Origin of the sequence: Butyricicoccus faecihominis (genome assembly GCF_024462775.1) — a bacterium.
GTDB lineage: Bacteria > Bacillota > Clostridia > Oscillospirales > Butyricicoccaceae > Agathobaculum > Agathobaculum faecihominis_A.
Window position 1 is genome coordinate 93514 of sequence record NZ_JANGCE010000004.1, and the last position, 14598, is coordinate 108111.

Consider the following 14598-nt stretch of genomic DNA (forward strand, 5'->3'; position numbering starts at 1 on the left):
CATGCCGGATTTTAAGATCGTAAGTGAATACAAAATGGCGGGCGACCAGCCCGAAGCGGTCGGCAAGCTGGTGGAGGGCATTCAAAACGGCCTGACCGAGCAAACGCTGATGGGTGTGACCGGTTCGGGTAAAACGTTCACCATGGCCAATATCATCGAGCAAACGCAAAGACCCACGCTGGTTCTGGCGCACAATAAAACGCTCGCCGCGCAGCTCTGCACCGAGCTGCGTGAATTTTTCCCGAACAACGCGGTCGAATACTTTGTGTCTTATTACGACTATTACCAGCCCGAGGCGTACATCGCTTCGACCGACACCTATATCGAAAAGGATTCCGCGATCAACGACGAAATAGACCGCCTGCGGCACTCGGCCACCTCGGCCCTGTCCGAACGGCGGGATGTGATCATCGTTTCCTCGGTAAGCTGTATCTATTCGCTCGGCGACCCGATCGACTATAAAAGCATGGTCATTTCGCTGCGTCCCGGCACCGAGATCAGCCGCGACCAGCTCATCCGTCGCCTGATCGATATCCAGTATGAGCGCAACGATATCGCGTTTGAGCGCAACCGTTTCCGGGTGCGCGGCGACACGGTGGAGATCTGGCCGGTTTATTCGGACGAGGACGTGGTGCGCATCGAGTTCTTCGGCGACGAGGTTGAACGCATCAGCCGGATCAATCCGCTCACCGGCGTCAGCCTCGGCGTGCTGGGGCACACGGCGATCTTCCCGGCCAGTCACTATGTCACGCCCAAGGAAAAGCTGCAAGAAGCTATCGTCGACCTTGAAAACGAAATGAACGCGTGTATCGCCAATTTTGAGGCGCAGGGCAAGCTGATCGAGGCGCAGCGCATTGGCCAGCGCACGCGGTACGATATCGAGATGCTGCAGGAGATCGGCTTTTGCAGCGGCATCGAAAACTATTCGCGCGTGCTGTCGCGCCGCGAGCCGGGTTCGTCGCCGTATACGCTGATCGATTATTTCCCAAAGGATTTTCTGCTCATCGTGGACGAAAGCCACGTCACCTTGCCGCAGGTGCGCGCCATGTACCACGGCGACCGCGCCCGCAAGGAAAGTCTTGTCGAAAACGGCTTTCGCCTGCCGTCGGCTTTCGATAACCGCCCGCTGAATTTCGACGAATTCAACGAACGCCTGAACCAGATTGTCTATGTATCCGCCACGCCGGCGGAATACGAGCTGTCCCGTTCCGGGCAGGTGGTCGAACAGGTCATCCGGCCGACCGGCCTGCTCGATCCGGAGGTCGTCATCCGCCCGGTCGAGGGGCAGATCGACGATCTAATCGGCGAGATCAACGACCGCGCCGCGCGCGGCGAGCGCGTACTGGTGACGACGCTGACCAAAAAGATGGCCGAGGATCTGACCGATTATTTGGAGACCGCGGGCATCCGGGTGCGGTATATGCACCACGACGTCAAGACCATAGAGCGACAGGAGCTGATCCGCGATCTGCGTCTCGGGGTGTTCGACGTGCTGATCGGCATTAACCTGCTGCGCGAGGGACTGGACCTGCCCGAGGTATCGCTCGTCGCGATCTTGGACGCGGACAAGGAAGGCTTTTTGCGTTCGGAGACCTCGCTGATCCAGACCATTGGCCGCGCCGCGCGAAACGAGCACGGCTTGGTCGTGCTGTACGCGGATAAGATCACGCCGTCGATGCACCGCGCGATGAGCGAGACCGAACGCCGCCGCAAAATACAAAACGAATTTAATATCGCGCATGGCATTACGCCGCGCTCGGTGCGCAAAAAGGTGGCCGATGTGATCGAGATCACGTCCAACGTGCCCGAGAACAGCAAACGCAAAATGCGCACCAAGGGCGAAAAGCAAAACGAGATCGACCGTCTGTCCAAACAGATGCGGGAGGCTGCCAAGATGCTGGAATTCGAGATCGCCGCCGAGCTGCGCGACCGCATCAAGGCGCTGGAGGAAAGCTGATGCTGGAGGAAGAGCTGCGCGAAGTCCTAACCGCGCGGGGCGCGGATCTGATCGGCTTTGGGGCGCTGAAAGGCGTGCCGGGCGCGCCGCTGCCCAACGGCGTCGCGGTCGCCGTGCGCATTCCGCGCGAGGTGCTGCGTGATATCCGGCAGGGGCCGACAAAACGGTATTATGATTGTTATCAAGTTTTAAACGAACGCTTGAACGGGATCGTATTGGCTGGCGAGCGCTTTTTGCGGGAGCGCGGCTTTGGCGCGCGCGCATTGTCCACCGATCGCGTCACCCAGTCGGGCGACGCGCGCACGGCGCTGCCGCATAAAACGGTAGCCGTGCGGGCGGGGCTGGGGTGGATCGGTAAGTGCGCGCTGCTCGTGACCGAAGCGTACGGCTCTGCTGTCCGTATCTCATCGCTGGTGACGGACGCGCCGCTCGTTTGCGACGTTCCCGTGCTGCCGCGCTGCGGCGGCTGCGCCCGCTGCGAGCAATATTGTCCCGCGGGCGCGGTGCGCGGCCGCGCGTGGGAAAACGGTACCGACCGCGATGAACTGGTGGATATCGCGGCGTGCCGCCGCCAAATGCTGCAAATGACGCGGGAGAGCTTCGGCGTTGCCACGACGATTTGCGGGCAGTGCATGGTACATTGTCCTTTTACCAACCGCTATGCAGAAACGGGAAATATGGAACGTGCGGTGTCGCGCGGCGCGGAATCGGCGGAGGAAAGCTGATGCGGTATTTTATTGTCGACGCGTTCGCGCAAGGCGCCTATTTGGGCAATCCGGCGGGCGTGTGCCTGCCGGAGCAGCCGCTCTCCACAAGACAGATGCAGCGTATCGCGGCGGAAAACAACCTGCCGGAAACGGCGTTCGTGACTCGCGCGCGCGGCGCTTACCAGATCCGTTGGTTTACGCCGGCGGGCGAGGTCGACCTGTGCGGACACGCGACGCTGGCAAGCGCGTTTGTGATCAGACACGTGCTGGAGCCGCACGCCGACCGCGTGACCTTCCAGAGCGTGAGCGGGCCGCTCTATGTGGACACGGTTGAAGAACGTTTTCGTCTGGATTTTCCGGCCCGGCCCGCGAGGCGGACCGAGCCGTTGCCGCGGATCGAGGCGGCTTTGGGCGCAAAACCGCTGGAGACCTATTTGGCGCGCGATTGGCTGGTGGTTTTGGACAGCGAGCAGACCGTGCGCGGTCTGCAACCGGACTTTGCGGCCATGGCAAAAATTCCGCAAGGGGACGGCGTGATCGTGACCGCGCGGGGCGAAAGCTGCGATTTTGTTTCCCGCTGCTTTTATCCCAAAAGCGGTGTGAACGAAGACCCGGTGACCGGCTCCGCCCATTGCAACCTAACGCCGTACTGGGCGGAACGACTGGGCAAAACGCGGCTTGTTGCCAGACAACTCTCGGCCCGCGGCGGCGCGCTGGCCTGTGCGCTCACGGACGACCGAGTGCTGCTCACGGGCGGCGCGCGGCTCTATCTCAGCGGCGAAATTTCAACGGCTTATTTAAGTGAGGAATTATCATAAATATGCACGAATATATTCATGTGAAGGGTGCCAGAGAGCACAATTTAAAAAATATTGATATCAAGATCCCGCGCGACAAGCTGACCGTGCTGACCGGCCTGTCCGGTTCGGGCAAGTCGTCTCTGGCGTTCGACACGATCTATGCCGAGGGGCAGCGCCGCTATGTGGAATCGCTGTCCAGCTATGCGCGGATGTTCTTGGGGCAGATGGACAAGCCGGATGTCGATTATATTGACGGCCTGTCGCCCGCTATCTCGATCGACCAAAAAACGACCAGCAAAAACCCGCGTTCGACAGTCGGCACAGTGACCGAGATCTACGACTACATGCGCCTGCTGTGGGCGCGCATCGGCACGCCGCACTGCCCGAAATGCGGCAAGGAAATCCACCAGCAGACGATCGACCAGATCATCGACCGGCTGATGGCGCTGCCTGAAAAAACGCGCCTGCAAATTCTGGCCCCGGTCATTCGCGGCAAAAAAGGCGAACACACCAAGGTGCTGGAGGACGCGCGCAAATCCGGCTATGTCCGCGTGCGGGTGGACGGCGAGGTTTACGACCTTTCCGAAGAGATCAAGCTGAAAAAGACCTATAAGCACAACATCGAGATCGTGGTGGACCGCGTGGTGGTCAAGCCTGATATCCGCGCGCGCCTGACCGATTCCGTTGAGAGCGCTTCGGCTCTTTCCGGCGGCATTGTGATCGCGGATGTGATCGGCGGCGAGCCGATCATGTTCTCGCAGAACTATGCGTGCGAGGATTGCGGCATCTCGATCGAAGAGCTGACGCCCCGCATGTTCTCCTTTAACAATCCCTACGGCGCGTGCCCGACCTGTACCGGTCTGGGCGTGCAGATGAAGGTGGATCCGAACCGCATCATCCCGAACCGTAAGCTTTCCATCAAGCAGGGGGCGATCCGCGCTTCCGGCTGGGCCAATGCCGATCCCGGCACTATTTCGTATATGTATTACACCGCGCTGGGCAAACGCAACGGTTTCACGCTCGATACGCCGATTGAAGAATTCAGCGAAAAGGCGCTGGACGAGCTGCTGTACGGCACAAAGGGCGAATCCATTGAAATATCGGTCAGCCGCGTTTCCGGCGGCGTGATGCGCCAGCCGTTCGAGGGCCTGATCAATAATTTGGAGCGCCGCTACCGTGAGACCTCGAGCGAGTACTCGCGCGCCGAGATCGAGGACTGCATGAGCGAGACCCCGTGCCCGGATTGCGGCGGCCGCCGCCTTCGGCCGGAGGTGCTGGCCGTCACGATCGGCGGCCTGAATGTCGCGGAGTTTGCCGAGCGTTCGGTCGTCAAGGCGATGGAGTTCATCCATACCCTGCAGCTGACCGAGATGCAGCACAAGATCGGCGACCGCGTGATCAAGGAGATCATGGACCGATTGGGCTTTTTACAGTCCGTCGGTTTGGAATATTTGACGCTCAGCCGCGCGTCGGGCACGCTGTCCGGCGGCGAGAGCCAGCGTATCCGGCTGGCGACCCAGATCGGTTCGTCGCTGATGGGCGTGCTGTATATTCTGGACGAGCCTTCGATCGGCCTGCACCAGCGCGATAACGATAAGCTGCTGGCGACGCTCGGCCGACTGCGCGATCTGGGCAACACGCTGATCGTCGTAGAGCACGATGAGGACACCATGTACGCGGCGGATCATATTGTCGATATCGGCCCCGGCGCGGGGCGGCACGGCGGGGAGGTCGTGTTTGAAGGCACGATCGACGAGCTGCTGAAGGATGAAAGGTCCGTTACCGGCAAATATCTGTCGGGCCGCATGGCCATTCCGATCCCCGAGGTACGCCGGAAGGGAAACGGCAAAAATTTAGTGGTAAAGGGCTGCACGGTCAATAACCTCAAGCATACCGATTTTACCATTCCGCTCGGCACGTTTACCTGCGTGACCGGCGTGTCCGGTTCGGGCAAATCCTCGTTTGTCAACGAGATCCTCTACAAGAAGCTGGCCGCCGAGCTAAACGGCGCAAAAACGCGCGCGGGCGCGCATGATGAAATGACCGGTCTGGAGCATCTGGACAAGGTGATCGACATTAACCAGTCGCCGATCGGCCGCACGCCGCGCTCCAACCCCGCGACCTACACGGGTGTGTTCAATGATATCCGCGAGTTGTTCGCCCAGACGGCGGACGCTAAGGCGCGCGGCTACGGGGCGAGCCGGTTTTCCTTCAATGTCAAGGGCGGCCGGTGCGAGGCATGCTCGGGCGACGGCCTGCTCAAGATTGAAATGCACTTTCTGCCCGACGTATACGTGCCCTGTGATGTGTGCAAGGGCCGCCGTTACAACAAGGAAACGCTTGAGGTGCGGTATAAGGGCAAGAACATCTATGAAGTGCTCGACATGACCGTGGACGAGGCTTGTGAGTTCTTCGAGAACGTGCCCAAGATCGCCCGTCGGATGCAGACCATGCAGGAGGTCGGTTTGGGCTATGTCAAGCTCGGACAGTCCTCCACCACGCTGTCCGGCGGCGAGGCGCAGCGCGCCAAGCTCGCGACAGAGCTGTCGCGCCGCTCTACCGGTAAGACCATCTATATCCTTGACGAGCCGACCACCGGCCTGCACGTTGCGGACGTGCACCGTTTGGTCGACGTGCTGCAAAAGCTGGTGGACGCGGGCAATTCCGTGGTCGTCATCGAGCACAACCTCGATGTGATCAAAACGGCCGATCATATCCTCGATCTCGGCCCGGAGGGCGGCGACGAGGGCGGCCGTCTGGTCACCGTGGGCACGCCGGAGCAGGTAGCGGCCTGCAAGGATTCCTACACCGGCCAGTACCTGAAAAAGATATTGGAAAAAAGTAAACAGTGAACCGATGGGGGCGTTGCCGAAGAAAGCAACGCCCCCATATCTTATGGCTATCGTCTTAAACCAAGTGCAGGAACCCGTGCATTTTGCAGCTTGCATAAAATATGTTGAGATATGGAGAGATATTTGGTATAATAATTGTAATTAAAAATAAAAATGAGGGAGTTCCCATGAAAATAAAACGATGGGTGATCGCCGCACCTGACGAGGCGTGCGTACGCACGCTGCAGCGCGACGGCGGTTTTCCTCCGCTGGCCGCCGCCGTATTGGCCGCCCGCGGCGTCACCTCCTGCGCGCAGGCGGAGACGTACTTATCCTGCGACCCCAAAGGTTTGAACGACCCGTTCGCCCTGCCCGATATGGCGGTGGCGGTGGAGACCATACGCGACTCTGTGAGCCGGGGCGAACGCATCACGGTGTTCGGCGATTACGATGTGGACGGCGTTACCGCCACCTGTATGTTGACCCATTATCTGCGCTCGGTGGGAGCCGACTGCGCTTATTACATCCCAAACCGCCTGAGCGAGGGTTACGGCCTGTCGCGCGCGGCGCTGGAGCAGCTTTGGCAGGACGGCACGCGCCTGATTATCACGGTGGACGCGGGCATTACCGCGCTTGACGAAATAGCCGCGGCCCGCGCCCTTGGCATGCGCGTGGTCGTGACCGACCACCACGAGTGTCACGACGCGCTGCCCGACGCGGAGGCGATTGTCGATTATAAACGGCCGGGAAGCGAGTATCCGTTTCGCCATCTGGCCGGCGTCGGCGTGGCGTTTAAGCTGATCAGCGCGCTATCAGGCGATGCGGAGGAAATGCTCGCGCGCTATGCCGATCTGGCCGCGCTCGGCACCGTGGCGGATGTGATGCCCATTGTGGGCGAAAACCGCATCATCGTTGCGACCGGGCTGGAACGGATGGCGCGGACCAAGAATCTGGGTCTTGAAATGCTGCTGCGCGAGTCGGGCATGAAAACCAAGCGGCTTACCTCGTCCACGATCAGCTTTGTGCTCGCGCCGCGAATCAACGCCGCCGGACGTATGGGCCGGGCCGAGCTGGCCGCCGAATTGTTCCTGACGGACGACCCCGTTCGTGCGCAGGCGCTGGCCGCCGAGCTGTGCGAGCAGAATAAAAAACGCCAGAGTGAGGAAAACCACATTTTGGAGCAGGCGCTCACCCGTCTGCGCAAGGAATATAATCCGGCGGAGGATCGCGTGATTGTGCTGTCCGGCGAAAACTGGCACCATGGCGTGATCGGCATCGTCTGTTCGCGCCTGTGCGACCGTTACGGCTGCCCGGTCATCCTGATCGCGCTGGACGGCGATACGGGCAAGGGTTCGGGCCGTTCGGTCAAGGGCTTCAACCTGTTCGACGCGCTGTCCTCCTGCGAGGATCTGCTGCGCCGCTACGGCGGGCATGAGCTGGCAGCCGGACTGACCGTGGACCGCGAAAAGATTGAAGAGCTGCGCGCGCGGCTGAGCGAGTACGCCAGCGAGCACGTCACCATCGCGGACCTGCAGCCGCAGCTGCAGATCGATTGCGAGGTCGATCCCTCGTGGATCAGCGAGCAGGCGATCAAGGGGCTGTCGCTCCTTGAACCGTTTGGACAGCAGAACGCCGAGCCGGTGTTTTGCATGCGCGGCATGACGGTGGAGGATATCACGCCCATTTCGAGCGACCGCCATGTGCGCGTGACGCTGACCAAGGACGGCAAGCGCTTTTCCGCCATGCTGTTCGGCACCGGGCTGGGCGGCTGCGGCTTTGCGCAGGGCAATTCGGTCGACGCGGCTTTTCATTTGGAGCTGAACGAGTTTCGCGGCCGCGCCACCGTGCAGCTCACCCTGTGCGACGTACAGCTGAGCGAATGCGAGCATCTGGCCGACCAGAGGCTTTTGAATCTATACAATACCTATATGCAGGATGGGCCGCTCTCCGCGGCCGAAGCACGCGTGCTGCTGCCGAGCCGGGCCGAGCTGGTCGCGGTATGGCGGCACGTGTCCTGCCGCGCGGAGGACGGCCGCCTGTCCGTTCCGGACGGCGCGCTGTCCCGCCGCATCGCGTGGGAAAGCCGCCGCGATATCAACATCGGCAAGCTGCTGGTCTGCCTTGATGTATTCTCCGAATCGCAGCTGATCAGCTATCATTTTAAAGAGGGTTTGATCAATATCACCCTCAAACCGTATGAAGGCAAAGCGGATATTTCCGGTTCGGTCGTGCTCGCCACGTTGCAGAGTATGGCCGGTTGAGCCTCAAAATGGGGGAGAAACTTATGCAGGATAAATTGGATTTTTTGCTGGAACGGGTAAAGAAACAGAACCCGCAGGCCAATACCAAGAAGATACGCGCGGCCTATGAATGCGCCGCGAAAGCGCATGAAGGACAAAAACGCAAAAACGGCGAACCCTATATCATCCACCCGGTATCCGTGGCGGAGATCATCGTCGAGATGGGGCTGGATACCGATTCGATCTGCGCCGGGTTGCTGCATGACTGTATCGAGGATACGCAGTTTGGCTACCGGGAGATCGAAAACAAATTTGGCACCACGGTGGCCGAACTGGTGGACGGCGTCACACGCCTTGGCATGCTGCGTTATTCCAAGGAACAGGAGCAGTTTGAAGATCTGCGCAAAATGTTTCTGGCCATGGCGCGCGATATCCGCGTCATCCTGATCAAGCTGGCCGACCGGCTGCACAACATGCGCACCATCCAGCACCTGCCGGAGCGCAAGCAGCGCGACAAGGCGCTCGAAACGATGGAAATCTACGCGCCGATCGCACACCGCTTGGGCATGAGCCGCATCAAGTGGGAACTGGAGGACCTGTCGCTCAAGTGCCTTGACCCGATCGGCTACAAGGAGATCGTCGACGGCCTGAGAGAGCAGAGCGAGCAGCATGAGGAATTCCTCAAGGGAATCACCGACCGTATTGGCGGCAAATTAAAGGAAGCCAAGATCGAAAACACGATCTCGGCGCGCGTCAAGCACATCTATTCGATCTATCGCAAGATGTACGCCCAACACAAGACCATTAACGAGATCTACGATATCTGCGCGGTGCGCGTGATCGTTGAGACCGTGGCGGACTGCTACAATGTCCTCGGCTACGTGCACGATCTGTATAAGCCCATACCGGGCCGCTTTAAGGATTATATCTCAACGCCCAAGCCCAACGGCTATCAGTCGCTGCACACGACCGTCATCGGCCGCGCGGGCATTCCGTTTGAAATCCAGATCCGCACCTCCGAAATGCACAAAACAGCGGAATACGGCGTTGCCGCGCACTGGAAGTATAAGCAGGGACTGGATAAGGCCGGGAATGAAGAGGCCTTTGCGTGGATCCGCCAGCTGCTCGAAGCGCAGCAGGACACCGAGGCCGAGGATTTCATTAAGAACATCAAGGTCGATCTGTTTGCGGATGAGGTGTTCGTGTTCACCCCCAAGGGCGATGTGGTCAATATGCCCGCGGGCGCAACGCCGATCGATCTGGCTTACGCGATCCACTCCGCCGTCGGCAACCGCATGACGGGCTGCAAGCTCAACGGCCGAATCGCGCCGATCGACAGCCTGCTCAAAAACGGCGATATCGTTGAAATACTGACTTCCAAGGAAGCGCGCGGCCCCAGCCGCGATTGGGTCAAGATCGTCAAAACGACCGAGGCCCGCAACAAGATCAAGCAGTGGTTCAAAAAGGAATGCCGGGAAGAGAACATTGTTAGCGGCCGTGACGATCTGGACCGCGAGCTGCGCGCCAACCTGCTGTATAACGGCTTTTATGACAACGATGAGATCCAGAAGAACACGCTGAACAAGTTTTCGTTCGGCTCGCTCGACGAGCTGTACGCCGCAATCGGCTACGGCGGCATCACGCTGACCAAGGTCATCAACAAGGTCAAGGACGACGTGGGCCGTTTGCGCCGCCAAAACGAGCCGGAGAGCGCGGCGGAACAGCCGGTGCACAATACCCAGCCCGAGCGCCGCGCCACACACAGCAAAAGCGGCGTTGTGGTGGAAGGGATCGCCAACTGTTTGGTCAAGTTCGCCCGCTGCTGCACGCCGATCCCGGGCGACGAGATCGTGGGCTATGTCACGCGCGGCTATGGCGTTTCCATTCACCGGCGGGACTGTGTCAACGTGCACGAGGAGGAAGAGCCCGATCGCTGGGTCAAGGCCTGGTGGGACGAGGATATCACGGTCGCGGACCGGCAGAATCGTTTTTCGACCGGTCTGCAAATATCGACCCGCAGCCGCATTGGGGTTCTGAGCGATGTGACGGCCGTGCTCGCCGCCTGCAAGATCAACGTGCATGAAATTTCGGCCCGCGATCTAAACGATGGTTTTGGCGTGATTAACGCGATGGTGGACGTTGCGGGCGTGCACCAGCTCGACAACCTGATCAGCCGCATGCGCAGTATCAAGGGCGTGCTGGATGTGACGAGAACAGTGGACACAAACTAACATTTGTTAATTAGGAGTTAGGAATTCGCAATTAGGAATTGTGGTGCCGCGCATAGCGCGGTTATGCAAAATATCGGCCTTTGGCCGATACATTCAACTGCTAATTCCTAACTCAATGAAGGATGAAGAAAATGCGTGCTGTGATTCAAAGGGTTGAAAAAGCGTCGGTTTCGATCGGCGGGGCGGTTTGCGGCAAGATCGGGCAGGGGTTTTTGGTCCTGCTGGGCGTGACCGAGGGGGACACGGTGGAAGACGCGCACTATCTCGCGGATAAGACGATAAAGCTACGTGTGTTCACCGATGAAAACGATAAGATGAATCTGTCGCTGGCCGATATTGGCGGCGGTTTGCTGATCGTTTCGCAGTTCACGCTTTACGGCGACTGCAAAAAAGGCAACCGGCCTAGCTTCACCGGCGCGGCGCGGCCCGATACAGCGATCCCGCTGTATGAGGCGTTCGTCGCGCGCTGCCGCGCGTCCGGCTTGCCGGTCGCAACCGGCAGGTTTGGCGCGGACATGGCGGTAAGCCTTGTAAACGACGGCCCCGTCACACTCATCATGGATACCGCGCAAATGCGCAATAATAATTAGAAATTAGTAGTTAGTAATTAGTAATGGAAAGCGGAAGTAAAATAATTCCTAACTCCTAATTACTAATTACTAATTAAAAAAGGAAGGTTGTTTTTATGAAAATTCTTCAGTTTTGTGTCGGCCCGGTCGCGACGAACTGTTATATCGTATATGACGAACAGAGCTTGGACGCCGCGGTGATCGATCCCGGCGACAGCGCGCCGTCTATTTTAGCTGCGGCGGATAAGGAAGGTCTGCACATTCGGTACGTGCTGCTCACGCATGCGCATTTTGATCATATCCTTGCGGCGCATGAGATTTTGCAGCAGACCGGCGCAAAATATGTCGTGCCCGAAGCGGATACGTGGTTGCTGAAAAAGGAAGCGATGGGAGAATTCCGTCCCTTTGTCCGCTCGTATGTCGAGGACGTACCCGATATCCTCGCGTCCGAGGGGACGACCGTCACCTTTGGTTCGCTTACGGCGGCATATATGAATACGCCGGGCCACACGCCCGGTTCATCCGTGATCCGCATAGGGGATTGCCTGTTTACCGGCGATACGCTGTTTCGTCACGAGTGCGGGCGTTGCGATCTGGAGGGCGGCGACTTTTCGCAGATGCTCCGGTCGCTGCGGCGGCTTTATGAACTGGAGGGCGACTATCAGGTGCTGCCCGGCCACGAAGGCCTGTCGACCCTTGCGGAGGAGCGCGCGCGCAATCCCTATATGAAGCAGGCGATCGGGAAATGACCTACGTTCTGATCGGACATGAGATGAAGCACGCGGTCGAAGAAATGCTGCTGCACCTGCTACCGGCCGCTGTGCTCACCCGCGCGGAAAAACTGCCGGAAACGGGCGACCGCTGTCTCTCCATGCTGCGCGAGCAGGATGGCCGCGCGTATGCCTTGGCGGAAGCCGTGGTGGACGGGCGTTGTCTGCGGTGCGAGCGCGACGCGGCCATTGACGGGATGGACGAACTGGCGCGCAAGCGCACGGTGACCGAACTGATCAAAACCACCTTATACGAAGCCATCGCGCCCGGCCTGCCGGAGGCGCCCGTTTGGGGGAGCCTTACCGGCGTGCGCCCGGCCAAGCTCGCGAGGGGTCTGATCGAACGCGGCAAAAGCCGCGCCGAGACGGCCGAGGCCCTGCGCGGGCATTTTTTCGTTTCTCAAAAGCGTGTTTCGCTCACGATCCGCGCGGCGGAAACCGCTCTCTTCTTTGGCAATGAGATCGGGCCGGATGATATTTCGCTCTATGTCGGCATTCCGTTCTGCCCGTCCCGCTGCTATTACTGCTCGTTCGTTTCGGCGGCGACCGCGCAGTCCGGCCACTTGATCGAGCCCTATCTGGACGCGCTGTGCCGCGAGATCGAAGAGACCGGCGCTATGGTGCGCGAGGCGGGCAAGCGGGTACAGAGTATTTATATCGGCGGCGGCACGCCGACCACGCTCACGGCGGAGCAGCTAAAGCGATTGACCGCGCGGCTTGCAGAAGCGTTCGATTTCTCGTTCCTTCGTGAATATACTGTAGAAGCCGGGCGGCCGGATACGATCACGCCGGAAAAGCTCGCGGCGCTGAAAACCGCGGGCGTCACCCGTGTGAGCATCAACCCGCAAAGCATGGAGGACGAGGTGCTGCGGCAGATCGGACGGCGCCACACGGCAACAGATGTGCTGCGCGCTTATGAAGAGGCGCGTCAGGCAGGGTTCCGAGAGATTAATATGGATCTGATCGCCGGTCTTGCCGGCGATACGCCCGAATCCTTCGGTCGGTCTGTTCATACGCTCATCGGACTTGCGCCGGAGAATATTACGGTGCATACGCTGGCCATCAAGCGGGGCGCGGATCTGTCCGATAAGGCGGCGAACGCCGCCGAGCGGCGTAAGGTGGGGGAAATGCTCGATCTTGCGGAAACGGCGCTTGGCGCGGCGGGATACGGGCCATACTACCTGTACCGCCAGAAGTTTTCGGCCGGAGGGTTTGAAAACGTAGGCTGGTGCAAGCCGGGAACCGAGTGCTTCTATAATGTTGCGATGATGGAGGAGCTGCAAACGATCTTGTCTCTGGGCGCGGGCGGCGTATCCAAGCGCGTCGAGCGCGACACAGGCTGGATCGAACGCACGAATAACCCAAAGTATCCGCAGGAGTATATCGGCGCGGCCGGCCGGCTTTCGGCCGGCAAGCGAAAACTGCTGCGGCTCGGCGTCTGAATCAGAGAGGAGGCCACTCAAATGGCTGAATTCACCGTCAATTATATCAACCACCGCGCGCGGTATGACGCCGCGGATTTTGTCATGGACTGCGAGACCTATTACCGCGAGCGCGTTTCACGCGCGGCGAATGAGATCGCCAAAAACATTAAGCAAAAGCCGATCGTTTTAATCAACGGCCCGTCCTCCAGCGGCAAAACGACCACCAACGATCGCTTGGGCCGCGCGCTGTTAAAGCTGGGCATCCACGCGGAGACCATTTCCATGGATGATTATTACCGCACGATCGGCACCTATGAGGTGCCGCGCGATACGGAAAATAATGTGCCCGATCTTGAATCGCCGGAGTGCATGAACCTGCCGCTGCTCAGCAAGCATTTGGCGCAGCTGATCGCGGGCGAGGAAATCTCCATTCCCCGGTTTGAGTTCGAGACGCGCACCTCGATCCCGAACGACCGCACGCTAAGCCTCGCATCCGACGAGGTCGCGCTGATCGAGGGCATCCATTCGTTTAATCCGGTCATTATGGGCGATCTGGCGCATGCCGCGACAAGCGTGTATCTCTCAGTGGCGTCCACGGTCGTGCCGCGCGAAGGTCCTAGGCTGGAACCGTATATGCTGCGCTTTCTGCGCCGCGCCATGCGGGACAGCCTGTTCCGCTCCTCGCCGGTCGCGGAAACGCTGCACCAATGGAACTCCGTACGGCGCGGCGAAACGCTTTATATCGCCCCCTATCGGGGTCAGGCCAATCTGACCATCGACACCTTTTTGCCATACGAACTATGCATTTTCATGCAGTATTTGAGCGACGAGCTGAAAAACCGGGAAAACGAACTTGAAGCGGCTGATCTGTACCCAATCTATAAGGTTTTGGACAGAATCGCGCCGATCGACTATAAAAAAGTTATCCCGGAGGACTCGGTTTTGCATGAATTTATCGGCTGAAAAATGAGCAAAACCGCATTATATCTTGCTTTTTGGATATCGTAGGTTTATAATAATGTCTACTGAATAAACCGTAAAGTGGTTTATTTGTGCGGAATAATGCCGC

Annotated in this window: 10 protein-coding genes; all 10 read left to right on the plus strand. The window is 59.2% G+C overall.

What is annotated here, in order from left to right:
• The first annotated feature begins 1 nt into the window (after position 1).
• Positions 2-1957, plus strand: coding sequence for an excinuclease ABC subunit UvrB (uvrB, locus tag NE562_RS04065; RefSeq protein WP_280961125.1), 1956 nt, complete (start codon positions 2-4; stop codon positions 1955-1957).
• Entirely contained in the window at positions 1957-2682 is a 726-nt protein-coding gene (locus tag NE562_RS04070; RefSeq protein ID WP_280961126.1) for a 4Fe-4S double cluster binding domain-containing protein, read from the plus strand. Before uvrB ends, NE562_RS04070 begins: the two co-directional genes overlap by 1 nt.
• On the plus strand, positions 2682-3482 hold the full coding sequence (locus tag NE562_RS04075; protein WP_280961127.1) for a PhzF family phenazine biosynthesis protein: 801 nt from the start codon (positions 2682-2684) through the stop codon (positions 3480-3482). Before NE562_RS04070 ends, NE562_RS04075 begins: the two co-directional genes overlap by 1 nt.
• Positions 3483-3484: 2 nt before the next feature.
• Positions 3485-6316 carry an excinuclease ABC subunit UvrA gene (gene uvrA / locus NE562_RS04080; protein ID WP_280961128.1) on the plus strand — a complete coding sequence of 944 codons (2832 nt, stop codon included), beginning with the start codon at positions 3485-3487 and terminating at the stop codon, positions 6314-6316.
• A 167-nt stretch (positions 6317-6483) separates the two neighbouring features.
• Positions 6484-8556 (plus strand): single-stranded-DNA-specific exonuclease RecJ, encoded by a 2073-nt coding sequence (gene recJ / locus NE562_RS04085; RefSeq protein WP_280961129.1) that lies wholly within the window; start codon positions 6484-6486, stop codon positions 8554-8556.
• 23 nt (positions 8557-8579) lie between these two features.
• Complete coding sequence (locus NE562_RS04090) at positions 8580-10766, plus strand: RelA/SpoT family protein (RefSeq protein WP_280961130.1); 2187 nt, start codon at positions 8580-8582, stop codon at positions 10764-10766.
• 131 nt (positions 10767-10897) lie between these two features.
• Positions 10898-11356, plus strand: coding sequence for a D-aminoacyl-tRNA deacylase (dtd, locus tag NE562_RS04095; protein ID WP_280961131.1), 459 nt, complete (start codon positions 10898-10900; stop codon positions 11354-11356).
• A 95-nt stretch (positions 11357-11451) separates the two neighbouring features.
• Positions 11452-12084 (plus strand): MBL fold metallo-hydrolase, encoded by a 633-nt coding sequence (locus NE562_RS04100; RefSeq protein WP_280961132.1) that lies wholly within the window; start codon positions 11452-11454, stop codon positions 12082-12084.
• Positions 12081-13547: a coproporphyrinogen dehydrogenase HemZ gene (hemZ, locus tag NE562_RS04105; protein ID WP_280961133.1), complete on the plus strand. Its 1467-nt coding sequence runs from the start codon at positions 12081-12083 to the stop codon at positions 13545-13547. The genes NE562_RS04100 and hemZ overlap by 4 nt, the downstream gene beginning before the upstream one ends.
• 21 nt (positions 13548-13568) lie before the next feature.
• Positions 13569-14492, plus strand: coding sequence for a uridine kinase family protein (locus NE562_RS04110; RefSeq protein ID WP_280961134.1), 924 nt, complete (start codon positions 13569-13571; stop codon positions 14490-14492).
• Positions 14493-14598: the final 106 nt, after the last annotated feature.

Bases quoted from the DNA above. Each gene is read 5' to 3' on its own strand.
- uvrB (WP_280961125.1), top strand. From the start codon at position 2: ATGCCGGATTTTAAGATCGTAAGTGAATACAAAATGGCGGGCGACCAG.
- NE562_RS04070 (WP_280961126.1), top strand. From the start codon at position 1,957: ATGCTGGAGGAAGAGCTGCGCGAAGTCCTAACCGCGCGGGGCGCGGAT.
- NE562_RS04075 (WP_280961127.1), top strand. From the start codon at position 2,682: ATGCGGTATTTTATTGTCGACGCGTTCGCGCAAGGCGCCTATTTGGGC.
- uvrA (WP_280961128.1), top strand. From the start codon at position 3,485: ATGCACGAATATATTCATGTGAAGGGTGCCAGAGAGCACAATTTAAAA.
- recJ (WP_280961129.1), top strand. From the start codon at position 6,484: ATGAAAATAAAACGATGGGTGATCGCCGCACCTGACGAGGCGTGCGTA.
- NE562_RS04090 (WP_280961130.1), top strand. From the start codon at position 8,580: ATGCAGGATAAATTGGATTTTTTGCTGGAACGGGTAAAGAAACAGAAC.
- dtd (WP_280961131.1), top strand. From the start codon at position 10,898: ATGCGTGCTGTGATTCAAAGGGTTGAAAAAGCGTCGGTTTCGATCGGC.
- NE562_RS04100 (WP_280961132.1), top strand. From the start codon at position 11,452: ATGAAAATTCTTCAGTTTTGTGTCGGCCCGGTCGCGACGAACTGTTAT.
- hemZ (WP_280961133.1), top strand. From the start codon at position 12,081: ATGACCTACGTTCTGATCGGACATGAGATGAAGCACGCGGTCGAAGAA.
- NE562_RS04110 (WP_280961134.1), top strand. From the start codon at position 13,569: ATGGCTGAATTCACCGTCAATTATATCAACCACCGCGCGCGGTATGAC.